Raw genomic sequence first — 24,773 nt, forward strand, 5'->3', positions numbered from 1 at the left:
ACTCCATCAGAATCCGGTTCCGAGGTAGTCCAGGTAAAGAACGCAAAGTGTGCGCTGTCGCCACGGGATCGCGCCTGTTAACATCCAGGTAGCACTGTTTGTCCGCAGGTTCGAGGAAAATCGAAGTCAAACGCGAGGTCGCGTCAGTCTACGGAGACGTTTCGGAATCTCGATGAGCCGGAAGGAACGGGAGCGGGCGCATCGGGATGGATCCATTCTCCCACCGTAGCAATGGCGGTTTCGACAATGGCGATGACCAACGACCGTGAGCGGAATACCACCTGGAGCTATCTGGTCGAGTTCCTGACCGACCACCGTAGTCCTTGGGACCGAGGTGTGCTCGATGCTCACTGGGACACGGCAGCCCCAACCTCATATATTCGGGCGAGTTTAAACCTGGCGAAGAAGAAACGACGAAGGTTCTTCGCCCTCCTCTCGTCCTGGCGCCGCCATTACCTCAACGGCCTGATCTGGGGCTACGAAAAGGAACTGGAGAGGCGAGTTCGCGTGGACGAAGCCTAATCTTAGGCCCGGTTGGAGCCTGGCCGCAACTCGGCCTTGCTCCTCCTCGCCTCCCAAGAACCAGGGTCGATTCGGGCCTCCGGGGCCCGACAAATCGCTCCTCACGATTTTGCCTGTTGACACATTCATTGTGGCAACGTACATTTGGTTGCGAGGGAGGAACGACAGACGGCCCGACGCCGAGTCATCCTCCCCAAATTTTGCCCATTTTGTTGTTTCAACAATAATCGTGTGGAGGACAATCTAATGTCCGCGACTCATCAGGGCCTCTCGACTTCGGAGCTAGGCCGGTTCTTGATTCGGGGAGTACTGGGCGTGGTATTCGTCGGTCATGGGGCCCAGAAGCTTTTTGGAATCTTCGGCGGGCCGGGGCTCACCGGTTTCTCCGGCTTCCTGGACGGTCTCGGCATTCCCTTCCCCATGGTGAATGCCGTACTCGCGGGCTCGGCCGAGTTCTTCGGCGGCCTGGCACTACTGGCCGGCGTGGGAACTCGGGTATCGGCCGCTTTGCTTGTTTCAACAATGGTTGTCGCAACGTTCGCCGTTCAAAGTCGCGGCCTCAGCGTACAGAACGGTGGGATGGAATACCCCCTGGTCCTGGCCGTCCTCCTCACGGGAATCGGCCTGCTTGGTCCGGGTCACCTGACGTTGGCCTCGCTGCTGCGACCGGTTCCGGCGAAAACGCACGGCCTGGTGAAGACCGATCCGGCTTGATCGGAGGCGAGTCCAGGGGGATTTTCCGAGGGTGGGCTCCACTTGCGCGGGAAGCCGCCGCCCGGACGGAATGAAGTCGGACTGGCCGACCCCGTTCGACTCATTTTCAGTTGCTCAACGAGAGATTCGATTCGAAAGGTCCACGACAATTCTCCGTTCGAGGAGGGCAGACCAATGGTTGCGATCCGAAAGTCAGCAGAGCGAGGCCATCGTCAGCATGGGTGGCTCGACACGTACCACACCTTCTCGTTCGGTGACTACGTCGACCCGCTCCAGATGGGTTTCCGATCCCTCCGGGTCTTGAACGAAGACTGGATCGAACCCGGCCAGGGATTTGGCAATCATGGCCATCGCGACATGGAAATTCTCACGTACGTTCTCGAGGGTTCAGTCGCCCACCGCGATAGCCTCGGCAACGGGTCGGTAATCCGACCCGGCGAGTTGCAGCGAATGTCGGCCGGAACCGGCATTCTCCATAGTGAAGCCAACCCGTCCAGGGACGAGTCACTCCACCTGCTTCAGATCTGGCTGCTCCCCGACCGGAAGGGGCACGAGCCGAGCTATGAACAGAGAACGTTCGACCTGGATGAAACGCGGGGACAATGGAGGATCGTCGCCTCCAGCGACGGCCGTGACGGTTCGCTCGTCATTCACCAGGACGCCCGGCTCTGGATGGTGAGGCTCGACGCCGGGGCCTCCATTCGCTTCGACCTGGAACCCGGCCGCCATGCCTGGTTGCAAGTGGCCCGGGGAACGGTGGATCTGGAGAACACGGAGCTTCAAGCAGGCGACGGCGCGGCGTTCAGCGACACGCGAGTCATCGAGCTCCGGGCCGGTCAACCGGCGGAACTGCTGCTCTTCGACCTCGCCTGACCTGACCGGAGCGGAACCGCATGGTTGGCCCGGACCTCTCACGAGGCGCGGGCCAACCGTGCCTGCTGCGATCAAGGTAAAGGCACATCCTTGAACTCGAATTCGAGAGGGATCGTCAGCACCTTGCTCGGGGTTTCATAGACTAGCTGGTAGTCGGCCGGCTTGCCCGGCGCATCGACGAAGAGGTATTCGAAGCCGATCTTACCGCCTTCGGCCGCGGTGTTGGAGAAGCCGCCGTTGTGTTCGAACCGAGAGCCGTCGGCCTTTTGCAGCCAGAGACGATTATTGAAAAGACCCTGGCGATAGCTCTCGAATGCCGCTCCTCCGCTGGGATAGGACAGCTCAACGTTGACCTTCCAGACCTGCTCGTCGACCTCCGTCCCATCGAGCGTGATCGCGATGTCCCCCTCCTTCTTGGTCACGTTCTCGGCAGCAAGGCTGGGAAATCGGAAGATTTTGAGGCCCGCCGGGATCGTGATGTCGGCCCTCACCTTCAAGGATCCGAGCTTCTTCGCCGCGCGGTCCGGCGCATCCAGATTGATGTTCATCTCGGCAACCGGGTTGTCGGGCCGGAGCGGGACGTCGGTTGATTCCGCCATGACCTGGGGCTCGACCTTCTTGCCCATGTCATCGACGATCGAGAGCTGGTCGGCCTTCAGAGCCAGTAGCATGGGCCGAAGCCGCGGTTCCCAGGCCACCTCGAATTGCACATTGGCGGTGCTTGTGTCGGCCTGAAAGTCGCGCAGGGCGCCGATCTGCCGAAGTGTGATCCGGAAAGGGCCGTTGTACAAGACGCGAAAAGTCGAGGGAGGAATGCCGGCCATCAGCCCGATCGAGCCGTCGCCCGTGTAGAAGTTGGGTGTGATCTCCGCCTTCCGGGCAATCTCGTCAAGCGCTTCGAGAAAGGGCTTGTCCGTGAGGTCGAGGTCGAGCGCCGGATTGGTCACCTCGGCCCCCTCCTGTTCCCGGAGGTCGGTCAGGACGTTGCCCGACTGGGTCTGGAGTGCTTTGAGCACTTCGGTCAGGCGGATCCCCGTCCCTTTGATCGTGATCCTGGACGCGCCGAGGTTGGAGGGATCCTGATTCTGCAATTCGAAGAGAGCCGCCCGGACCCGTTCGACCCGTTCCGATCGCTCGTCTTTCTTCGATTGGCCTGCTTCGGGCAGGAGAGGCAGGATCCGCGGCCCGAGCTTGATCAAGGCCTCTTCGGCCGTCTTCCTCGCCTCGATCTTGGGCGATCCAAGCCGGTCGACAAGCTGGAGCACGCGATCGCGAAGCGCCGCATCGCTCGTCTGCGCGCCCGTATCGGAGCCCAGGACCGTCAGTCCCAAGAACGCCACCGCCGCCATCCCGATTCGCATCACGGTCGCTCCTGGCTCATGAGATCATCGTTACCCCGAAGTGACGGCCGACCCCTTCGTCGACCGGCCGAATCCCCAAACAGGTTTCGCTCACTTAGCCGTCCGAGCCCACGAGCCACGTCCCGTTCTCCATCACGACCCGCCCATCGGCCGTGATCCGCCCGCCCGTGCGCGTATCAACAATCAGGTCCCAGTGGAGGGTCGACTCGTTGGTCCCCCCCGTCTCGGGATAGCTCTGGCCCAGGGCCAGGTGGACGGTCCCGCCGATCTTTTCGTCGTAGAGGATGCTGCCGGTGAACCGGTCGATCCCTGGGTTCAGGCCCAGGCCGAGCTCCCCTAAGCGTCGGGCTCCCGCGTCGAGGTCGAGCATCGAGAGCAGGTAGTCTTCTCCCTGCTCCGCGTGCGCGGAAACGACCCGCCCTTCGGCGAATTCCAAGGCGATGCCGACGAGTTCCCGTCCCCCGCGGCAGACCGGAAACCCACAGCGAAGCCGTCCCGATGCGCTCGTTTCGAGGGGGCCCGTGAAGATCTCGCCGGAGGGCATGTTCCGCCGGCCGTCCGAGTTGATCCAGGTCCGCCCGGCGACCGACAAGGTGAGATCCGTTCCTTCAGCCTCGATCCGGATCGTCTTGACCCCCGCCATGAACGCGATCAGGCCCGCCTGCCGACGGCCCAGCTCTTGCCAGGCCCCGACCGGGTCGGGTCGGTCGAGAAACATCGACGACGTGACGTAAGCCTCGTAGTCGGCCAGACTCATTCCGGCGTCGTTCGCATAAGCAACGGTCGGATATTGGGTCAAAACCCAACGCTTACGGCTCGCGGCCCTCCGGATCGGGTCGCGTGCCTTGTCGACGATCGCCTGCCGAGCCGGGTCGATCCGACTCATTGACCGTGTGTCGCTTTCGGCGGAAATCCGGATCCGGCCGTCAATCGTCTGAGCCTCGTACAAGGTCACCGGCGGCACCGCGGCCAGCTGGGCCTCGGTCGCATTTTGGAGGTAGAACTCGCTCAGGCCCGGTAAATCGAGCCGAACGATCGGGTCCGCTCCTCGCAAAACGACCGCGCGATAGCAGGCTTCAACCAGCGGCCGCGCCTCCAGCTCCGAGGCGATCAAGATTTTCTCGCCAGGCGCCACTCGCAAGCAATAGTCGACCAGCAAGTCCGCCCAGCGGCCGGTCAGATCGTCGGTCACTCGACTACACCCCGTCACAAGTACAAGACAATTGTCGCAGCCCGTAAGAATTCACCTTATCGGAACCTGGGCGAGTCCGCAACGCTTGGGCCTCGGGAAACCAGGGCAATGCCAGGTCGAGCCACGAGTGTGCCGGGCAGCGCTTGACGCATTGCGTTCAACGGCTGAGAATCGTTCTCATTGTTATGCGCCGAAGTCTCGGCGTGCGTTGGCCGAGGACGTTGGTCTCGCCCACCGGTCATCACCTTTCGAAGGGCCTTCTGGAATGCACGTTTCCATCCGTCACCGAGTCATGCGACCGGCGCTCGCGCCGGCGATCCTGGCCCTGGCTTGTTCGTGGCAGGCCGTGCACGCCAGCGAGCCCAGCCCGAGTCCGGCCGAGCTCCGGCTCAAGACCGACGTCTCTTACCTGGCTGACGACGCCAGGGAAGGCCGCGGACCCGGAACGCAAGGAATCGAGGCGGCGGCCGACTACATCGCGGGCGAATTCAAGGCGATCGGCCTCAAGCCGGCCGCCGGAGCCGATGGCTACTTCCAGTCTTTCTCCATCAGCGGTTCACCGACTTTGGGAACCCCGCTCGACTTGAGCCTGACCGGTCCTGAAGGAAAAGCCCTCAAAGCCGACTCGAAAACCGACTTCCGGCCGCTGGCGATTGGGACGGGGGGAACACTCAAAGAGGTGCCGCTCGTCTTCGCCGGCTATGGGATCTCGGCCAAAGACCCGGCGCGGAAGCTCGACTACGACGACTACGACGGCATCGACGTCAAGGGGAAGGCGGTCCTCTTGATCCGCCGCGAGCCACGGCAAGACCGAGACGACAGCCCGTTCGACGGCAAACGCGATTCCAGCTTTGCGTCATTCCGCCATAAGGCCACCAACGCCTTCCAGCACGGCGCCGCCGCGGTCTTGCTCGTCAACGACGCGTTTGCGCTCCAGGGAAAGAAGGACGAGTTGCTTGCGTTCGGCGCCGCGGGCTCCGAAGCCAATTCCACGCTCCCCTTCTTGATGGTCACTCGCGAATTCGCCAACCGGCTGCTGGCCGATGCCGGGCAGCCCAGCCTCGACGCGCTCGAGAAGGAGATCGACACCGACCTCAAGCCTCGATCCCGTGAGCTCACGGGGTGGAAAGTCGATGCCCAGGTCGAGATCGAACGCAAGGACCTCAAGACCAAGAACGTGATCGGCGTCCTCGAAGGTTCGGGGCCGCTTGCCGAGGAAACAATCGTCATCGGGGCTCACTACGACCACCTCGGCCGCGGTGGCCTACTCTCGGGCTCGCTTGCCTTCCTCTCGAAGGACATTCACAATGGAGCCGATGACAACGCGTCCGGCACGGCCATGGTCATCGAGATGGCCCGGCGCCTGGCACGCCGGACCGACCCCCTGCCCCGCCGCGTCGTCTTCATGGCCTTCTCGGGAGAAGAGCGGGGATTGCTCGGATCGAAGCACTATGTCGAGCACCCGCTCTATCCGCTCCAATCCACGATCATGATGATCAACTTCGACATGGTCGGCCGGCTCAACGACAAGCACGAGCTGACCATCTACGGCACTGGCACCACCCCCGGAGCCGAGGCCCTGGTCGACGCCCTGGCACAGTCCTCCGGCTTCACGCTCAAGAAGGTTGCGGAAGGCCTCGGGCCCAGCGACCAGCAGTCGTTTTACTTGAAGGATATTCCGGTCCTCTTCGCGTTTACCGGCACTCACCGCGACTATCACCGCCCGAGTGACGATACCGATCGCATCAACTTCGTGGGGATGTCGCGCATTGCCGACTTCTCTGAGCTCCTCTTGCTCGACCTCACCCGCCGCCCTCAGCGTCCCGAGTTCACCAAGGTCGTGCGGAAAGGGGGCCACGGCGGCGGTGTCGACCCGGGTCGGGTCTCGATCTCCGCATACCTCGGCTCGATCCCCGACTATGACGACAGCATCAAAGGGGTCAAGCTCTCGGGCGTCCGCGAAGGGAGCCCCGCCGAGCTGGGGGGCCTCAAAGCGAACGACATCGTCATTGGCTTCGGCGGCAAACCCGTTGCCACGATTTACGACTACACCGAGAGCCTTGGCCGTTTCAAGCCGGGGGACGTGGTGGACGTCGTCGTCACGCGCGACGGCAAAGAGGCAACCCTCAAAATCACCCTCGGCAATCGCCCTTCGGAGTAACTGAGGTGCTTGATTGAGAGTCTGAACCGCCTTCCCCGGGCATTTCGCCACGCGACCCCGGAGGGGACCGCTCCAAGCCAGGTGTGAAGCCCTTGGAAGGATCAACCACTCTCGATCCGGAATGTTCTCCAGCCCTGAGGGGCAACCGTTGGTCACGGCCGGATGGCTGGACTCTGAAAATGGGTCCGGCCACCCCGAGTCGTGGGCACTCCAACGGCCTTTCGCTTGACCGAAGCCACTGACGACGGCTCTCTATTTCCCCTTCTTTTGAGCGAGTCAACCTTTTGAGCCGCCGAGCCGTTCGCCTTCTCAGCTTCGGAGGGGTGCTACTGGGAGCATCCCTCGGTCTGTTCGGCTGCGTTCGCGTTCCCGGTCAATCGGGTGCGCTGACGATCGCGACCTCGTGGTCGGAAGCCGAGCGGAGCCAGCTCGACGAGGCATTCGAACGCTGGCTCGTGAGCAAGACGGATCCGGAGCCGTTTGGAACAGGGATCCGGATCGATTGGGTAACCATCGAGCGGGGAGCCGATCTTTCCCGGGTTGTCCGCCCGATGCGCGGACGCTGGGATCCCCGGCCTCTCTCGCCGGACATCGTTTTAGGTGGACCACCTTCGAGCTACCAGCGGCTGGCAAATCTCGGCAAGCTGGCCCCGATCGATGGCCCTGGGCAGTTCCGCTGGAGCCGCGTTCATCGATCGCCGATGGGTTGGGCGGTCCGGACGGGAGCGGCCGGGGCCTCCAGCAAATCCGAATCCAACGAGCCAGCCGCAACCCATGAGCCAGCCGCTGGCCGCCCTCCTCGGCCAGTGTTCGACGATCCCCGGCACGATCCGGTTGCGCTGGCCTGGGCAAAAAGCGAGCTCAACCTGGCATCCTGGGCCGAAGGATACGCGCAGCTCGTCCGCGACGCCGGACACAGCCGTCGGATCGGCCGACAAGCCGGCTCCGCGCTGGCGGCCGTCGCGCGAGGGGAGGCTGAGGCGACGCCGGCAATCGCCCTCGACGTTGTGGGGCAGCCGGGATCGATCCGTTTCCTCCCTGTCCCTGATCGGCCCGAATGGATCGAGGGGGCGGGAATGGTGGCAGGGCCAGGGTCTCGACGTCTCTCTCAGATGTTTTTCCAGTTCCTGCACGAGACGGGCCAGGCCGAGCCACCTCGGGCCAATTCGGCGGATGACTTCGCCGTCGACTCGCTCCTGGCCGACCTCCTCGGCGCAACGCTGGTCGACGCTCAAGAGGAACTCTGGACCGCCTGGGCGACTCTGAACCAGGCCAAACAGCCGGCCCGCGCCGCGATGTGGTTGACGCAGTCCCCCCCCTGGCCGCCGGCCTCGATCGAGAAGCTGGAAGGGGACAACGCCGAGGTCTTGGTGCAGACGCTCATTGAGCAACTCACCCCCGACGCCGACCTTCGCGCCTGGCTCTCACGGAGCTGGCTGGGACCGAAGCGGCTGGTGGACGGCCCATTATTGGAAGAGATCGCCCATGCGGCGGAGGGTCGTCTGGCGCGGGAGCCCCGATTCCGGGCCTGGCTCCGTGCCGAGTGGACGGCCTGGGCTCGCCAGCGCTACCGGCGGGTCACACGTACAGCAACAGGATGGAAGCCATGATCCGGGTCACCCTCGAAGGTCTGACCAAGCGATACGATCGAGTCGCCGTGGTCGATGGGGCCTCACTCGAGATCCCGCCTGGCGAGCTCACATTCCTGCTCGGCCCATCCGGGGCGGGCAAGTCGACGCTCGCCCGACTCGTGGCCGGCCTGGACACGCTCGATGACGGCGAGATTTTCTTCGACGACCGGGTCATGAACATCGTCCCCCCCCATGAACGCAAGGTCGGACTGGTGTTTCAGGACGATGCCCTCTGGCCGCGGTTGAGCGTGGCCGAGAACATCGGGTATGTCCTGAAAATTCAGCGCATGCCCCGCGCGGAACGCCGGGAACGCGTCGCGGAAGCGATGGGCGCGTTGCGGATCGACAGCCTGGCCGAGAAACGCCCTGGCCACCTGACCAGCCTTCAGCGTCAGCGCGTGGCTCTGGCCCGTGCCCTGGCGATTCGCCCCCAGCTCTTGATCCTCGACGAACCGTTGGCTCGACTCGAGAGCCGGGTCCGTGACGAGTTCCGCGACGAGATCCGTCGGATCCACGCCGAGACCGAGATCACCACCCTTGTCCTGACCCAAAATGCGAAAGAAGCCCTCTCCCTGGCCGACCGCCTTGCGGTGATGGACCTGGGCAAGGTGGTGCAAGTCGGTCCGGCCCACGAGGTCTACAACCGGCCCACCGATACGTTCGTCGCCCGCTTTCTCGGCCCGACCAACCTGGTGCAAGGCCAGGTCGAGTCAGCCGACAGCCGGGGAGAAGTGGTCGTTCGCACTCCCTTCGGCCGGATGGTCGGCCAGAGCTTGAACGGCCCCTTGCCGGCCGGGTCCCCCGTCACCGTCTCGATCCGCCCCGAAGCCGTGTCCGTGGGCTCGACCATCCCCCCCGAGTCGAACCGGTTCGCCGCGACAGTCGAGCGACTCGTGTTCCTGGGCGAAGTTCGCCAGGTCCACCTTCGAGGACCCGGCGATTGGCCCGTCATCGCCCTGGCGCTCCAATGCCAGTCACAAAACCTCCGCGAAGGGCAGAGTCTTACCTTTTCCATCCCCGCGGAACTTGTCATCGTACTCCAAGGCAAGTACGCCATCCCCAAGAATGCCTGACGACCGGCCGTTCTCCGATTCGCTGATCACCCCAACCCGTCGACTCGCCCACTCCCAATTCCTCCAGCGACCGATACTGCCCGAGTCAGTCTCATTTTCCCGATGATGAGACTGACCACTCACCGCCCAATTCAAGCAATCAACAAAATGAATTCCCGCATGTTTTATTGATTTCACCACCGGAATCGACAATCCATCCGCCATTCCCAGCTCATCCTCCAAGGGTCGCGCGTTCCGGCCTATTTGGCTGTCACGCACACTTCGGCGGATGGCCACACGGCGGCATCGCTACCGCAGGCCCCTCAGTCGAACAGCCGCCAGGTTCCGAACGGCTCTGGTCGCCCCCGCTTCCGCGATTCGCTCCAATTGGGGCCGCGTCAGCTCCGGCCGAGCTACCAGCGCTCGGTGGACGACCCCGTAGGTGGCGGTCAGACACCTGTCAAACAACTCCTCCGTTAGCCCGCGGTCCAGCTCGGTAATCAGTACCGCCCGGTGGACAGCCGTGACCAGGCTGCGTTCCCCGGACGCCAAAGCACGGTCCCGGACCGTGGGCGGGCATTCGGGCAGCCAGACGATGTCGCTCATCATCGCCCCGCCCATCCCCCGGTCCAGGTCCTCCTCTCCCAGCGAGTAGAGGGCTTCGGCGACGGCGGGAGGGAGGGGCCGGTGCGCCGCCAGATAGTCGCGGAATGCCCCGTATCGGTAATGTTCCGAGTTCTTGTCGCTGCTGGACTCGAACTCCCAGTCGAGGGCCTCGACCCGCTCGCGGGTGACGACCCCCAGGGTCAGCCAGCGGTCGGTGAACCCGAGCAAATTTTTCATCCACTCGAGCTCCATCTTGAGCCTGCCGATCCAGCTGAACTGATGGTCCGGATTTCGGGGGCCACTATACCTCCCATCCGGATCCAGCCGAAAGCCGACGCCATCTTTAAGGGAGCAGTTCGTCAATGGCGACGACAACGGATGGCGCCCGACGCTACGACGTTCGACGTCACGTCCGAGTCCTTGAGCTCACGCGCGAGCGGAACCGCCAGATTGTGACAGGCCGGGGGCAAAGCGTTGTCATCCAATTGACTGGCGATCGGCTGTTGCGCCAAGCGGTCCCGATTTGGATGACGCGGCCCCATCTAAGCTCGCGCATCTGCTGCTGGAGCATCCGCACTGCGTACAGCACGTTGGTTTCGCACATATTTGCAAACGAGTTCAATAGGACTCAGACGAATCACAGTTCTTGTGACGCAACCGTGGGATGTTATGATTTCAAATTCGCCAGGAGACTGTTTGATCCGGGTTGAAGCCACGGACATTCCCGGTCCGGGAATCGACGGGTAGCCCTCGGCGCTACGATAAGGAGCGCAACATGCCACCGGCCTCCTCGAATCGCACTCACTGTCCGGGCGCGTTGCCACGTCGGTCCTTCTTGCGGGCGTCGCTGACCGGGCTCTCGACGCTCGGAATGGCCGACTTGCTTCGGTTGGAGGCTGCTGCGGCGGCCACGGGACGGGCTCCTTCCCGTGGTCCTTCGATCATTGTCGTCTGGCTCTGGGGCGGGCCGAGCCATATGGAGACGTTCGACCTCAAGCCGGACGCTCCCGAGGAGTACCGAGGCACGTTCCGGCCGATCAAGACGAATGTTCCGGGGATCGAGATCAGCGAAAAGTTGCCCCGACTGGCCCGAATCGCCGACAAATACGCCCTGATTCGCTCGGTCGCCCATGATAGCCCGGGGCATGTCAACAGCACTCACACCGTCCTGACCGGCTACACCGGCGAGTTGGTGGAGACGCCCCCATTTGCGCCCAAGTATCCGTTCATCTTCAACGCGGCCCAGAAGCTCTTGCCTAGTCGCCTCCCCGGTATTCCGCAATGGGTCGCGCTACCGAACATGAGATACGAAGGCGGCGGGCACCTCGGACCGGCGGCGGGACCGTTCCAGGTGGCGGCCGACCCCGGCTCGCCTGACTTCCACGTCGCAAGTCTCTCGCTCAACGCCGCCCAGCGCACCCGACTCGATCGCCGGAGCCCGTTGCTGAGCTCCCTCGGCCAATCGCCGCCGGTCGGGGACGACTCCGGGATCGTCGATGCGCTCGATACCTACCAACAGCAAGCTCTGGACCTGCTGGGGGGATCGGCCGCCCGCAAGGCGTTTGACCTCAGCCGCGAAGATCCGAGGCTCCGCGATCGGTTCGGCCGCAACGTCGTCGGTCAGCGCTGCCTGCTGGCCCGCCGCCTGGTCGAGTCCGGTGTCCGGCTCGTCACGGTCGACTTCCCCAACGTCCCCGGTCAGAAGGCCTTTTCCTGGGATGACCATGCCAGCGTCTGGAACATCTTCGAACAGATGGAGATCCGCCTGCCCGTGCTCGATCAGGCGATTTCAGCCCTGATCGAGGACCTCCACTCACGGGGGATGAACCGAGACACACTCGTGGTCGTCATGGGAGAGATGGGGCGCACGCCTCGGCTTTCCAACTTCAACGGCCAGCCCGGTCGCGAGCACTGGGGCGCCGCCATGTCGGTCTTGATGGCCGGGGGTGGGATGCCGATGGGCCAGGTGATCGGTTCCACGACCCATAAGGGAGAGGAGCCAAAGGATCGTCGGTTCCATCCCAGCGATCTCCTGGCCACGTGGTATCGCTTTCTCGGCATCGATCCCACGTTGACGTTGCCCGACTCCGCCGGCCGACCGATCTCGCTCCTCCCCCACGGCACTCCGATTCGGGAACTCGGCTAATCGCGAATGACAGTTCTCCTCACCACGAACGAATCAGGTGAGATCCACCCTCTCGGGGCAACCCCGATCGTGTCCTCTGTGGTACGATAACGAAGGTCGAACGGGTTGTATCGAAGAGGAATGTCTGCATGGGTCTTCTCCGTCGGGCGGGGCGAGTCGCCGGTCTCGTGCTCTGGTTGATCCTTTTGGCTCCGGTCTTGGCGCTCGTGCCCGCGGCGTTCGTCGACCAGGGCCCGGGAAACGTAGTCCGGCCCACGGTCTTCCCGTTTGCGCTGGCGGTGCTTGATCCTTTTGTTCGATTGGCGTCGTTGAACAGCGTGCTGGGGGCCTTCGTGGTGACCCTGGGGTCGCTGGTCCTGGGGGTCGGGCTGGCCCGAGTAATCACCGGCTGGCGTTTTTGGGGAAGAGGACCGCTGGCCGCACTGGCCCTGGCGCCTGTCATCGTTTGCCCGCTGTTCACGGCGCTCGGGCTCCGGATGCTCTTCGGCGATCGCCTCGTGGCCGACGGTCCGGCTGGTCCCGGGTGGGGTTGGATTTGCTGGATCTGGGCCGAGATGACGAGCGGAGTGGCTCTGGTCGCACTGGCGACCGCCTCGGCGTTGGATCGGGTGGAACCGGCCTGGATCGATGCGGCACGACAGACGGGAGCCCGTCGATTCCGGATCTGGTGGGAATTGATCTGGCCTCCGGTCCGCCCCTACGCGCTGAGAGCCGCGGGGGTCGTTTTCACCCTCACCCTGGTTGAGCCCGGCGCACCGCTCGTGCTGGGTCTGCGGCGGACACTGGCCTTCCAGATGGTTGAGGCGGCGTTCGGTGCCGACGCCATGCCTCGCGCGGCTGTGCTTGCCCTCGAAGCGATCGGCATCGCGATGGTGGGACGGTTGCTGCTGACCTGGTGGGGCGGACGCCCGAGCGCATTGCCGCCGGGTCCGTCGATCGCCCGCGCGGAGGAGTCGAGTTGGCCGCGTGCAGCGGTTTTTCTCGTGCTCCTCACCGTGGGCGTGATCATGGCCTGGCTGCCGATCTGGGCGCTGATCGGCTCCGCCTTTTCCCCTTCTTCCGCGACCTTGCTCAAGGGCGCCCCCCTGTCCGCCGCCGCGTTCTTGCACCGCCTCAACCAGGCGGAGGCGCGAACGCTCATTCTCAACTCCCTTGCGTTGGGCCTGGCCGTGGTGGCGATCGACCTGGTCGCCGCACGGTCGCTGAGCGTCTGGGCCGGGCGGAGGAGAAGCATCGCTCGCCTGGCTGCGTGGCCGGAGGCATTCCCTCCGCTGGCCATCGGGGTCGGCGCACTGGCGCTCGGATGGCTCCTCCATCTGGCGGTCGACTGGCTCCGCCTGGGAGCGCGGCCGGAATTCCTGATCGCTGGTTTTCAAACCCTCAGGGACGGCCTCGACAGCAATCGAACCCCGGGGACCCTGCTCCTCCTGGCGGTGGCGGCCGTATGTCAATCGCCCCTGATCCTGGTCTCGCGGCAGGTCGGGCGTTGGTCTCAAGGGCAGTTGACCGACGTCGCGATCACCCTCGGGGCGACGGAGCGTCAGGCCTACCGCGCGGGTCTGACCGGCTGGTTTGGGGTGCCCCCCAGCCTGTTCCTGCTGACCCTGGTTCTGGCGGCGACAAGCCTCTCACCCGCCTTGATCCTGATGACTCCCACCTTGGAAAGCCGTCCGGTCACGCCAGGAATTCTCATCATGGCCGACCAGCCCGGCGAGGCCCGGTCGTCGGCCGCCGCGCTGGCGACTTGCGTGATCGCGGTCAATCTTGCGGCCCTCGGACTGACTGCGAAAGGGCGCTCTGAGCCGCTCGGTGACTGGTTCCACGGACGCCCTTGAAGACGACGTCTTCGGCCATGACTGGTTTCCGAGGGCGAACGACCGGTATACTAGACGATGCCGCGCGCGGCGTCGCGGACGGTTGGGTCTCAGCCGAACTTGACTGACGATCTCCTTGGCACTGAATTTCGGGGAGCACCCAGCGAATCCCATGGACATCGCGAAGCTTGCGTTGGAAGACGGCACGGTTTACACAGGTCGGGCCTTCGGTGCCCGCGGCGAGGTTGATGGCGAGGTCGTCTTCAACACGAGCATGACCGGCTACCAGGAGATCTTGACCGACCCGTCGTATCACGGCCAGATCGTGACGATGACCTATCCGCTGATCGGCAACTACGGGGTCAATGAGCAAGACGCCGAGAGTGGCCGCCCTTGGGTCCGCGGGTTCGTGATTCGAGAGCTCAGCCGGGTCGTCAGCAACTATCGGGCGGGAGGATCACTCGACGCCTATCTCGCCGAACACAACGTCATCGGCATCGAGGGGATCGACACCCGCGCCCTGGTTCGCCTGACCCGCGAGCGAGGGGCGATGAAAGGCATTCTCTCGACGACCGACCTGGATGACGCCAGCCTGGTCGCCAAGGCCAAGGCCAGTCCCGGCCTGGTCGGACGGGACCTGGCCCGCGAGGTCATGCCCAGCAAGTCGACCACGTGGGAGCCGGGCCTGAACGCGGCCTTTACCAGCCCCACGCCCGAGGGAGAGCCAGCGGCGGCGACCACCGGATCGGAACGCAAACCGCATGTGGTCGCCCTCGACTTCGGCATGAAGTGGAACATTCCCCGCCACCTGGTCGAGACCGGCTGCCGGGTCACCATCGTTCCTGGATCCGCTACCGCCAACGATATTCTGGAACACAAGCCGGACGGTATTTTCCTCTCCAACGGCCCCGGCGACCCCGCCGCCTTGGCGGAAGCGACCGCCACGCTCAAAACCCTGATCCAGACGGCGGCGGAATCCAAAGGGATCCCAATTTTCGGAATCTGCCTGGGCCACCAACTCCTCGGTCAGGCCTTTGGCGCTTCGACGTTCAAGCTCAAGTTCGGCCATCGCGGGGCGAACCATCCGGTCCGCAACGAGACCACCGGCAAGGTCGAAATCACCACCCAGAACCATGGGTTTGCCGTCGACCCGAACTCACTCCCACCCGATGTGGAGGCGAGTCACATCAACCTGAATGACCAGACCCTGGAAGGACTTCGGCATCGCAAGCTTCCGGTTTTCAGCGTTCAGTACCACCCGGAATCCTCGGCAGGCCCGCACGATAGCCAGTACCTGTTCGCTCAGTTTCGCGAAATGATGAGATAACCGAAAGCTCTGCTTTTCTTGTTCGCCCAATTTACGACGTCTTCCCAGGCTTCCGCTCTGTCACGCGGTTGACGGAGCCCGCCTGGGGGCGTTACCTTGATTCTTTGCGTTCCCAAGCGACCCGAGACGGGCCGCCCGTTCGCCGAGACCGGAGACGACGTGCCGTGGCTTCGACTTGCGTAGTAGGCCTTCAATGGGGAGACGAGGCCAAGGGGAAGATCGTCGACCTGCTCTGTGACCAGCACGATGCCGTTGTCCGCTACCAAGGTGGCGCGAACGCGGGGCACACGGTCGTTGCCGACGGGGTGACGTACAAACTGTCGCTCATACCGACGGGAATCCTCCGCCCGAAAACCGAGGGAGTGATCGGCAACGGCGTTGTCATCCACCCCCCCGCCCTGCTCAAGGAGATCGAGACCCTGGCAGCCCAGGGAGTCGAGATGGGCAGCCGTCTGCATGTCAGCGACCGGGCCCACGTGATCCTCCCTTACCACATGGCCGAGGAACGGCTGACCGAAGAGTCGGCCTCCGCGGCCGACCACCTCGGCACGACCCGACGCGGGATCGGCCCGTGCTATAAGGACAAGGTCGGCCGGGTCCATGGAGTTCGCGTCGGCGACCTTTACCATCCGGAACGGTTCCGCGAGCACATTCAGCGGATCGTGGCCTTCAAGAATCGCCTCCTCCTGGCGATGCTCCCCGACTACGAGCCGATCGAAGCCGAGGCTGTCGCGGAAGAATATCTCGGCTACGCCGAGCGGCTGCGGCCCTACGTCCGAGACACGACGACCTGGCTGCACAACGCAATCGCTCAGGGCAAGCGGCTCCTGTTCGAGGGGGCGCAGGGATCGTTGCTGGACGTCGACCACGGCAGCTACCCCTACGTGACCAGCTCTAACAGCAGCGCCGCGGGGATCGCGGCGGGTTCGGGGATACCGACCCGGCATATCGACCGCTGGATCGGCGTGGTCAAGGCTTACACCACCCGGGTCGGCGGCGGTCCGTTCCCGACCGAGCAAGACAACGAAGTGGGTGAGCGGATCCGCAAGGTGGGTCGAGAATACGGCACGGTGACCGGCCGCCCCAGACGCTGCGGCTGGTTCGACGCCGTGGCCGCCCGATACTCGGCCCGGGTCAGCGGCTCGACCGAGATTTCGTTGATGCTCCTGGACGTGCTGAGCGGGATTCCCGAGCTGCAAGTCGCGGTCGGCTACGAGGACGAGAAGGGTCGGAAGGTGACCGAAATGCCTGGCCACCTGTCCGACCTCGAGCGGTGCCGTCCGGTGTATGAGACCCTCCCCGGATGGGAGTCCGACCTGACCGGAGTTCGCGCCTGGTCCGACCTGCCGACTCAGGCGCGGGACTATGTCGGCTTCCTCGCCAAGCAGATTGGGGTTCCGGTTTCGATCGTTTCGGTCGGGCCCGAACGCCGGCAGACGATCATCCTCGGTGACGATGCGCCTCGCGTTTGAAACGCGGGCGCGGGGGATGCCCGATCGGCTACCGGATCCGTCTCCCTTCGACCCGCCATGACGTTTCCCCGGCGTTGGTCCGGATCGTGCTCGCTCTGTCCGCGCGTTGCGTCTTTCCTTGAAACGGCACCGGATCGTATTTCATCATGGCGAACGTCTCGATCTCGGAGGAAGGGCTGGCGCGGATCTCAGCGCTCGGGTTGAAACCCGAGCAACTGCCCCGGCACGTCGCGATCATCATGGACGGCAACGGTCGTTGGGCCCAAAACCGGGGCCGGGCCCGAATCGTCGGCCACCGCCGCGGAATTCAGAGCGTCCGCGCGGTGGTCGAAGAAGGGTGCCGCCTCGGCCTCGACCAGATCACGCTCTACTGCCTGTCGATCGAAAACTGGAAACGCCCCCCACGCGAGCTCACCTTTCTGCTCCGTCTGCTCCGCCACTTCCTCAAAGTCGAGCGGGCCGAACTCATGGACCAGAACGTCAGGCTCAAGATGATCGGTCGGCGGGAGGGTCTCCCCAGCGCGGTGCTCGAGGAATTCGACCGCACAGCAGAGGAGACCTCCACGAACACGGGCATGACGCTTTGCCTGGCCGTCAACTATGGAGGGCGAACCGAGATCGCCGACGCCGCACGCAGAATGGCCGAGGACGTGCGCTCCGGCTCGCTCCAGCCCGACCAGGTAGACGAGTCGCGCTTCGCCACCTACCTGACGACCGATGGGATGCTCGACCCCGACCTCCTGATCCGGACCGCGGGGGAGATGCGTCTGAGCAATTTTTTGCTCTGGCAGATTTCCTATGCCGAGATCTGGGTCACCGACGTTCTCTGGCCGGAGTTTCGCGGCGATGACTTGCTCGCCGCCTGCCATGCGTTCGCGTCGCGAGAGCGGAAGTTCGGCGGACTCCCTTCGCCACCGCCGATCAGCAAGGCGTGGAGTCCGGCCCCCCCCAAGGCCGCTCGATAGTCGATTCGGGCCGCGATGCCGGGCTCTTACCTCGGGACCGAAGTTCCCGAGAATGGACCCGACTCTTGCTTCTCGCCCGCGATAGGCTATGAAATCTTAGGGCGGTTTTCATACCGGTTGCCTTCCCCTCGGAGGTCGCGGGCGACCTGCCCGCTAACGGGCTTCGGCGGGAACGCAGTCTCTCAAAGCCTCCGAAAATCGCTCGAGCTCACGGCACTCACCCCCACACACTCTTTCATCCAAAGCACACCATGCTCAGCACCCGACTCGTGTTCGGATTCTCGATGGTCGGGGCGCTCCTGCTGGTGCTCTGCCTGGACGAGTGGTTCGCACCTTGGTTTCCCGTCTGGTTCGTCCTCGCGTTGATCGTGATGGGATCGGCGGGCCTGGAGTTGGTCACGCTTCTGGGCGGAACCACAATCAGGCCGTCGGGCAACACGGTGTTCGCGGGCGTCATCGCCCTGGTCTTCGCCAACTGGGCTCCGCACGTGACGAGACATTTCCTCCGCACGTCCGAGCATGGGGAGCCGTTGGGAGGTTACGACCCCTTGGGGCCGGTCAACGACCTCGGCTGGCCGTTCATGGCGTTCGTCGGGGTCGTCATGGGAGCGTTCGCCGTCCAGAGCCTTCAACGCCATAAACCAGGAGAGACGATCGCCATCATCGCGGGCTCGGTCTTCGCCGTCGCCTATGTCGGCCTGCTGGGCAGCTTCATGATTCAGCTACGCTGGTTCCACGGCCCCTATCACGGCATCTTGCCCCTGGCGTTCCTGGTCGCGACCTCCAAAGGGGCCGATACTGGCGCCTACACGGTTGGACGAATTGCCGGGCGACACAAGCTTTGGCCCCGGATCAGCCCGAACAAGACCATCGAAGGGGCAATCGGCGGCCTGCTCTTTGGGGTCGCGGCGGCTCTGATCACTGCGGCGGTGGCGCGTTATTTGCTTCATGCGCCCACGCTGGGATGGTGCGCGGCGGCTGGCTTCGGCGTCATCGTCAGCTCCGCCGCGCAATTCGGTGACCTGATGGAGTCGTTGATCAAACGTGAATGCGCGAGGAAGGACGCGTCCGCCGCCGTCCCCGGCTTCGGCGGCGTTCTCGACGTCATCGACTCTCTCCTCTTCGCGGCTCCGGTGGCCTTCGCCTACTGGCTCGCAATCGGGCCCTGAGACCTGATCGGGCTCCCTTGCCGGCGAACCGAACTTCCTTTTCTCGTGTCACGTATTAGCGATATTGAATCGCCAAAACGCGACGATCCCATCGATTTTCTGGGTGGTGGCGGGAAACCTGCTGCGCGTTTGCCCAACAGTCTCCCCCTCTGACAGCCCTGGGAAAGGCTCGTCCTTGTCGTCGGGTCGGTGTCCGGCGGTCTCCCGTGCAGGTGACAAGCGGACACGTGTAGTTTGGCCGGCACGTCCCGAGGCCGACAACGAGACATTGCGTTTTTCTGGTAAACTCATCCATAATAAGATCCATTGTTCGGCGAGTCGTTGTTACGGGAAAATCGAGAGATTGCGGTTTTCCCGGCACGGTTTGTGCCGACGAAGGGCGAGGTATGCCGGAAGTCACGATCAGCCTGAGCGGACACGAAGAAGAGCTCGCCGTTTTCGGCAGCCGAGATCAGTACCTCAGACAGGTGCGTGACGCACTGAAGGTCAAGGTGGTCGCTCGCCACGGTGAGGTCCGGGTTGAAGGAGATAGCGAACGGGTCGAGTTAGCCCGTCAGGTTTTCGAGCAGCTCCGCGACTTGTACCGTCGGAAACGCGCGATCACGAGCGATGAGGTGGCCGACGCGATTGACGTGGCCCTGAATGTCTCTGACTCCGAGCGGGCCGAGCCAGTCGAGATCCGCGAAGGGAAACAGATCGTCCGGCCGCGGACCGACGGCCAAGGACGCTACTTGAGGTGCTTGAAGGAGAACGAACTGGTTTTCTGCGTCGGGCCGGCAGGGACTGGGAAGACCTATCTCGCCGTCGCTCAGGCCGTCTCGGCGCTGCGGCGCGGTCAGATCAAGAAAATTGTTCTCGTCCGACCGGCCGTCGAGGCAGGTGAGCATCTCGGGTTTCTTCCGGGCGACCTCGAAGCGAAGATCAATCCGTACTTGCGCCCCTTGCTCGATGCCCTGCATGACTTGATGGATTACGATCAAATCCGCCGCTACATGGGTAATGATCTGATTGAAATCGCCCCGCTCGCTTATATGCGGGGACGGACGCTCAACGACGCGGTGATCATTCTCGACGAGGGGCAGAACGCCACGGTCCCTCAGATGAAGATGTTCCTGACGCGGATGGGGCAGAATGCTCGGATCGTGGTGACTGGCGACATCACCCAGGTCGATCTGCCGCAAGAGACGGTCAGCGGCTTGGCTGACGCGGTGGATCGCTTGAAATCGGTCCCCGGCGTGGGTGTCGTCTGGCTCGATAAATCAGACATCGTTCGGCACCCTCTTGTGCAAGCGATCGTCGAAGCTTATGAAGGTTTGGAGCCGGCTCGAGATCTGGGAACGGGAGCAAGGGACAATGCGGAACCTCGCGTTGAACCGGCCCCTCTCGCGGACGATGGCCGACCCGCCACGGGATGAGGCGATGTGTGGCCCCTCTGGGTCATGCTGAAGCCGTGCCAGCGTTGGCATGGCGCGTTCCGGCGTGGGATGGGGCTTGGCCCCATTGACCACGCGTGTTCGAGATGCTTCCATGAGCTTTGGTAAACGTCGGTCCAAACTCTCTCGGGCCCAATTACGGCCTACCAACCCGATCGCCCTCCAGCAAGGGCGCTTGGCCAAGCAGCGAGACCGGCTGGCCAGGCTGGCCATCGTGGGCATTGCTGTCCTCGCGACCGCCGCCATTGTTCATGGATCCGGCCCCCCCTTCACCTTCCGGATCGGCCAGCGACCGACCCGCGAGGTCCGCGTCAATGTTCCCGAATTTAAACGACTGAACCAGAAGAAAACCAATTCCGAGCGGCAGGCCGAGGTCGACCAGGTCCCCCCCGCAATGGTCAATGACCCTGCGCCAATTCGCGACCTGGCCGAACGGCTCGACGATCTCATGGTCGCCATCGCCAAGGCGCCGAGTCTCGACGCCTTGCCGGAAAATCTGCGAGCGAGCTGGAGGCTGAGGAACGAGACGTTCGAAGAGCTGAAGGCGGCCACCGATACGCCCGAACGACGCGATGCCCTGCATTTGCAAATCGCCAAAGCGTTCGCCCCCCTGCTCCGCGATGGCGTGCTCGGTTACGACACCCTGCCCCGGCATGAAGAGTCGAGCCTGCCCCTCGCCGTCCGAGGACCTGGGCAATCCCCCAAGGAAGCGCACCGTGTCCCGCGTGATCGGGTCGTTCCCGAGCGAGTTTCCAAGCCCGAGGGACCCGTTTACAAGGATTTCGTCGCCGCCTTCGGCGATCCCAGGGTCGGCCCGCTCCTCTTTCAGTTGATCGCGGAGAAATTGGCGGGGACACCCACCCTGACTTACGAAGAGTTGTACACGACCACCCAGCGTGAGCTCGCTCGGAGCCGGGTCCAGGACGTCTACGACACGTACCACCAAGGGGACGTCCTCCTCGATCAGGATCAGAAGATCGAGGAAGAACAGCTCATTTTACTCCGCCTCGAACATGATAAGGCCAGTGCGGCGCTCGGCTTCGGTGGGCGGATCCGCCGCGTCAGCTCGATGATCTTGCTCGTCGCGGCCTTGTTTGCCCTGATCGGTTACTACGTCATTCGGCACGAACCCAACGTCGCCCGCGAGTTGAGTCGGGTCGCCGCTCTCTGCGGCCTGGTCGTCTGCGCGATCGGACTCGTTCGCCTGCTGGCGATGCAACCCTGGGATGCCGAGCTGATACCCGTGGCCATTGCAGCAATGATCATCGCCATTGCCTATAACCCGCACTTCGCGCTGATGGTCACTTTCGCACTCTGTCTCTTGACCAGCCTCGCGCTCGGCACGGGGATCGACCACTTCCTGGTCGTCATGGGAGGGACTGCGGCGGGAGTCCTCACGCTCAATGAGGTGCGAACCCGGACCAAACTCATCAAGGTCGGAGCCACGGCCGCCCTCGGCTATTTTCTACTGACCTGGGCCACTGGGATGTGGCAAAACGAGCCGATCGGCCTCATCACCAGCGACAGCCTCTGGCGCGCGGGCTGGGGGCTGATGGCCGGCTTCTTCCTCGGTGGGAGCTTACCGTTCGTCGAGAACTCGTTCGGGATCGTGACCGGGATCAGTCTTCTCGAGCTGGGTGATATAACCCACCCCCTGCTTCAGGAACTGGTCCGCCGCGCCCCCGGAACCCACAACCACTCGATTACCGTGGGAGCGATTGCCGAGAGCGCAGCGGAGCGAATCGGTGCCCATGCCCTGCTCGTCCGCATCGGTGCTTACTTTCATGACATCGGCAAGATGCTCAAACCGCATTATTTCGTCGAGAACCAGGCGGGCGCAGCGAACCGGCACGCCAATCTCGCCCCCGCGATGAGCACCCTGATCATCATCGGCCACGTCAAGGATGGCGTCGACCTCGGTCGGCAACATCATCTCCCCGAGCGGATCATCGACCTGATCGAGCAACACCACGGAACGACGCTGGTCGAATACTTCTACCACGAGGCCAACCGGCGCAACGACGGCAACCCCGACGCGGCCGCCGTCCAGGAACGGGCGTTCCGCTACCCCGGTCCCAAACCCCAGTCCAAGGAAGCCGGCATCTTGATGGTCGCTGACGCAGTCGAGAGCGCCAGCCGGACCCTGTCCGAGCCCACCCCTGGCCGAATTGAAGGCCTGGTCCGCGATCTGATCGAGAAACGACTGCGCGACGGCCAGTTCGATGAATGCGGCTTGACCCTGCGAGAGATCGGCGAGATTCGTGAGAGCCTGATCAAATCATTGATCGGCATCTATCACGGTCGCGTCAAATACCCGGAACAACGGACCGCCTGATGGCCGACGACACGATTCCAGCCCATCCCGATATCGCGATCAGCAACACCCAGGGGCACCTCAAAATCGATCCCGAGGCGCTCCGTGGCCTGGCTGGCCGAGTCTTGCTCGGCGAAGGCGTGAGACAAGCCGAGATCTCGATCGTCCTGGTGGACGACCAGACGATCCATGCGCTCAACGATCGCCACCTGGGCCACAACTGGCCCACCGATGTGATTACGTTTCCCCTCTCTGAGCCGGACGACACAACACTGGCCGCCGAACTCGTGGTCTCCGCCGAAATGGCAGTGGTCACCGCGCGGCAGGCGGGAACGGACCCTTGCGCCGAGCTGGCGCTCTACGTGGTCCATGGTTTGCTTCACTTGTGTGGCTATGACGATCAAACACCCGAGGATCGGATCCGAATTCGGCGTCGAGAGGACGAGATTCTGACCTCCGAGGGCTTGACCAACACCTTCTCGCTGGTCGGCCCCCCCGAGGTGACTGAAACGGAACGGGAGAGTGTGCGGTGGGCGGTCTAAACTTGGGTTGGACTCTGCTCCTGGGATTCTTCGTTCTGGCCCTTCACCTTCTCTCGGTCACGCTGGCAAGGGCCCTCCGCACCTACTCGCCGAGCCGGCTCGAGGAGTTGTGCGCCGAGCGCGGACTGGCCGCCCTGGCCGATGATGTTGCCGATTACGACGAGCGGACGGAACGGAGCGCGGAGACGCTGGCCGTGGTCACCGGGCTGTTGCTGGCCGCCCTGCTCGGGGTGACCGCGGACCAGGTGGCCCCGTCCATGGCGGTCGAGGCGGTCTTTGCCATCGCACTCGCCGTCGGCGCAGCGGGCTACGTCCTGGCGGGGGTCGTCGGCCGGGTCTTCGCCGAGTCGGTCATTGTCCGGCTCTGGCCGTTTGCGGGCGCTCTCCGTACCATGACCATGCCGTTCACGTTCGGGTCGCGCATGGTCGAAACGTTGGCATTCCGGCTGGCCAATCCCGCCGACACCGCCCCCCGTCCGGCGAGTGTCGAGGTCGAGATTCCCGCCGACAGCGAGCATCACGACGGCAGTGAACCCGACCTTCCCGAGTCCGCCCACGAACTCCTTCACAACGTGGTCGAGCTGACCCGGCGCGACGTCTCTGAGATCATGACGCCCCGCTCCTCGATGGTGGCGATGCCCTCGTCCACCACCGCCCGAGCCGCGGCCCAGGTGTTCCGCGAGACGGGCAGAAGCCGCGTCCCTGTGTTCGGCGAGAACCGTGATGACATCATTGGCATCCTCTATGCCAAAGATCTCTTTCCGATCATGACCGACGGAAAGGATCCCGATAAGATCGTCGCACGCAAGCTCGTCCGGCCTGCTTACTGCGTGCCGGAGACCAAGAACGCCCTCGAACTGCTCGAGGAGTTTCGGACGCGGCGGATCCAGATTGCCATCGTGCTCGATGAGTACGGCGGTGTCGCGGGCCTCGTCACCCTGGAAGACCTCCTCGAACAACTGGTCGGGGCCATCGACGACGAGCATGACGTGCCCACCTTGATTGACCCCGTGCGCCCGCTGGGCGACGCGAAGTACGAGGTCATTGCAACGATCACCCTGGAACTCTTGAACGAGCGACTGGGGCTCCACCTTCCCACCGACGCGGACTTTCTGACCTTGGGCGGACTTGCGTTTCACGCCTTGGGCCGACTGCCCGAGCCGGGCGCCTCGTTCCGCTACGACGGGGTCGAGTTCACCGTGGTGGAGGTGACCGATCATTCCATTCGCCGTCTCCGGCTCGACCTCCAGCCGACCGCGGCGGTGGGAACCTAAGGCCGTCTTGTTCAGGCGGATCACAGGCCGAGCATTCCCAGCGAATGGAGCCTCGGCCTCGATCGTTCGTCCCGTTCATTCGACGGAAGCGAGCCGGATGAACCACGATCGTTCGGTGCGCGATCCGTGACACGTCGGCTCGACGAGGTACGAAGGCCATCTTCCTTGAGAATCGCACCGGCGGCGCCGCTTCCTGTCCGTGTGC

Annotated in this window: 19 protein-coding genes; 16 read left to right on the plus strand and 3 right to left on the minus strand. The window is 63.7% G+C overall.

The features are described 5' to 3' along the window. The first annotated feature begins 246 nt into the window (after positions 1–246). From V5E97_RS21770 to V5E97_RS21780, 3 genes are all read left to right on the plus strand, one after another. Entirely contained in the window at positions 247–522 is a 276-nt protein-coding gene (locus V5E97_RS21770; protein ID WP_406693633.1) for a hypothetical protein, read from the plus strand. Positions 523–768: 246 nt separating this feature from the next. Next, a complete protein-coding gene (locus V5E97_RS21775; RefSeq protein ID WP_406693634.1) occupies positions 769–1,236 on the plus strand; it encodes a DoxX family protein in 468 nt (155 codons plus the stop codon). A 174-nt stretch (positions 1,237–1,410) separates the two neighbouring features. Next, positions 1,411–2,109 (plus strand): pirin family protein, encoded by a 699-nt coding sequence (locus V5E97_RS21780; protein ID WP_406693635.1) that lies wholly within the window; start codon positions 1,411–1,413, stop codon positions 2,107–2,109. A 71-nt stretch (positions 2,110–2,180) separates the two neighbouring features. Here the strand turns inward: V5E97_RS21780 and V5E97_RS21785 are convergent, their stop codons facing one another. Further along, positions 2,181–3,470 carry a hypothetical protein gene (locus tag V5E97_RS21785; protein WP_406693636.1) on the minus strand — a complete coding sequence of 430 codons (1,290 nt, stop codon included), beginning with the start codon at positions 3,468–3,470 and terminating at the stop codon, positions 2,181–2,183. Positions 3,471–3,564: 94 nt separating this feature from the next. Then, on the minus strand, positions 3,565–4,662 hold the full coding sequence (locus V5E97_RS21790) for an aminopeptidase (protein ID WP_406693637.1): 1,098 nt from the start codon (positions 4,660–4,662) through the stop codon (positions 3,565–3,567). A gap of 265 nt (positions 4,663–4,927) precedes the next feature. Here V5E97_RS21790 and V5E97_RS21795 point away from each other — a divergent pair, with 265 nt between their 5' ends. The 3 genes from V5E97_RS21795 (at position 4,928) to V5E97_RS21805 (ending at position 9,527) form a co-directional block, all read left to right on the plus strand. After that, positions 4,928–6,823: a M20/M25/M40 family metallo-hydrolase gene (locus V5E97_RS21795; protein WP_406693638.1), complete on the plus strand. Its 1,896-nt coding sequence runs from the start codon at positions 4,928–4,930 to the stop codon at positions 6,821–6,823. Positions 6,824–7,107: 284 nt separating this feature from the next. Then, on the plus strand, positions 7,108–8,433 hold the full coding sequence (locus V5E97_RS21800) for a type 2 periplasmic-binding domain-containing protein (protein WP_406693639.1): 1,326 nt from the start codon (positions 7,108–7,110) through the stop codon (positions 8,431–8,433). Beyond that, on the plus strand, positions 8,430–9,527 hold the full coding sequence (locus tag V5E97_RS21805; RefSeq protein WP_406693640.1) for an ABC transporter ATP-binding protein: 1,098 nt from the start codon (positions 8,430–8,432) through the stop codon (positions 9,525–9,527). Before V5E97_RS21800 ends, V5E97_RS21805 begins: the two co-directional genes overlap by 4 nt. Positions 9,528–9,815: 288 nt before the next feature. Here V5E97_RS21805 and V5E97_RS21810 read toward each other — a convergent pair whose 3' ends face one another. After that, a complete protein-coding gene (locus V5E97_RS21810; protein ID WP_406693641.1) occupies positions 9,816–10,349 on the minus strand; it encodes a hypothetical protein in 534 nt (177 codons plus the stop codon). 538 nt (positions 10,350–10,887) lie between these two features. Between V5E97_RS21810 and V5E97_RS21815 the strand changes: the two genes are divergently transcribed. The 10 genes from V5E97_RS21815 (at position 10,888) to V5E97_RS21860 (ending at position 24,568) form a co-directional block, all read left to right on the plus strand. Continuing rightward, the gene (locus V5E97_RS21815) at positions 10,888–12,258 is read left to right on the plus strand and encodes a DUF1501 domain-containing protein (RefSeq protein WP_406693642.1); all 1,371 of its coding nucleotides are present in this window, start codon (positions 10,888–10,890) and stop codon (positions 12,256–12,258) included. A gap of 128 nt (positions 12,259–12,386) precedes the next feature. Continuing rightward, positions 12,387–14,093, plus strand: coding sequence for an ABC transporter permease (locus V5E97_RS21820; RefSeq protein ID WP_406693643.1), 1,707 nt, complete (start codon positions 12,387–12,389; stop codon positions 14,091–14,093). 151 nt (positions 14,094–14,244) lie between these two features. Then, on the plus strand, positions 14,245–15,399 hold the full coding sequence (gene carA, locus V5E97_RS21825; RefSeq protein ID WP_406693644.1) for a glutamine-hydrolyzing carbamoyl-phosphate synthase small subunit: 1,155 nt from the start codon (positions 14,245–14,247) through the stop codon (positions 15,397–15,399). 164 nt (positions 15,400–15,563) lie between these two features. Next, positions 15,564–16,871 (plus strand): adenylosuccinate synthase, encoded by a 1,308-nt coding sequence (locus V5E97_RS21830; RefSeq protein WP_406693645.1) that lies wholly within the window; start codon positions 15,564–15,566, stop codon positions 16,869–16,871. Between the two features lie 146 nt (positions 16,872–17,017). After that, complete coding sequence (locus V5E97_RS21835; RefSeq protein ID WP_406693646.1) at positions 17,018–17,836, plus strand: isoprenyl transferase; 819 nt, start codon at positions 17,018–17,020, stop codon at positions 17,834–17,836. A gap of 251 nt (positions 17,837–18,087) precedes the next feature. Further along, entirely contained in the window at positions 18,088–19,005 is a 918-nt protein-coding gene (locus V5E97_RS21840) for a phosphatidate cytidylyltransferase (RefSeq protein ID WP_406693647.1), read from the plus strand. Positions 19,006–19,391: 386 nt separating this feature from the next. Next, positions 19,392–20,420, plus strand: a complete 1,029-nt coding sequence (locus V5E97_RS21845) for a PhoH family protein (RefSeq protein ID WP_406693648.1) — start codon at positions 19,392–19,394, stop codon at positions 20,418–20,420. 193 nt (positions 20,421–20,613) lie between these two features. Next, the gene (locus V5E97_RS21850; RefSeq protein WP_406693649.1) at positions 20,614–22,773 is read left to right on the plus strand and encodes an HD family phosphohydrolase; all 2,160 of its coding nucleotides are present in this window, start codon (positions 20,614–20,616) and stop codon (positions 22,771–22,773) included. Next, positions 22,773–23,294, plus strand: a complete 522-nt coding sequence (gene ybeY, locus V5E97_RS21855; RefSeq protein WP_406693650.1) for an rRNA maturation RNase YbeY — start codon at positions 22,773–22,775, stop codon at positions 23,292–23,294. The genes V5E97_RS21850 and ybeY overlap by 1 nt, the downstream gene beginning before the upstream one ends. Continuing rightward, a complete protein-coding gene (locus V5E97_RS21860) occupies positions 23,282–24,568 on the plus strand; it encodes a hemolysin family protein (protein ID WP_406693651.1) in 1,287 nt (428 codons plus the stop codon). The genes ybeY and V5E97_RS21860 overlap by 13 nt, the downstream gene beginning before the upstream one ends. Positions 24,569–24,773: the final 205 nt, after the last annotated feature.

The sequence above is a fragment of the Singulisphaera photorubra genome (assembly GCF_045290345.1).
In the GTDB taxonomy this organism is placed as follows: domain Bacteria; phylum Planctomycetota; class Planctomycetia; order Isosphaerales; family Isosphaeraceae; genus Singulisphaera.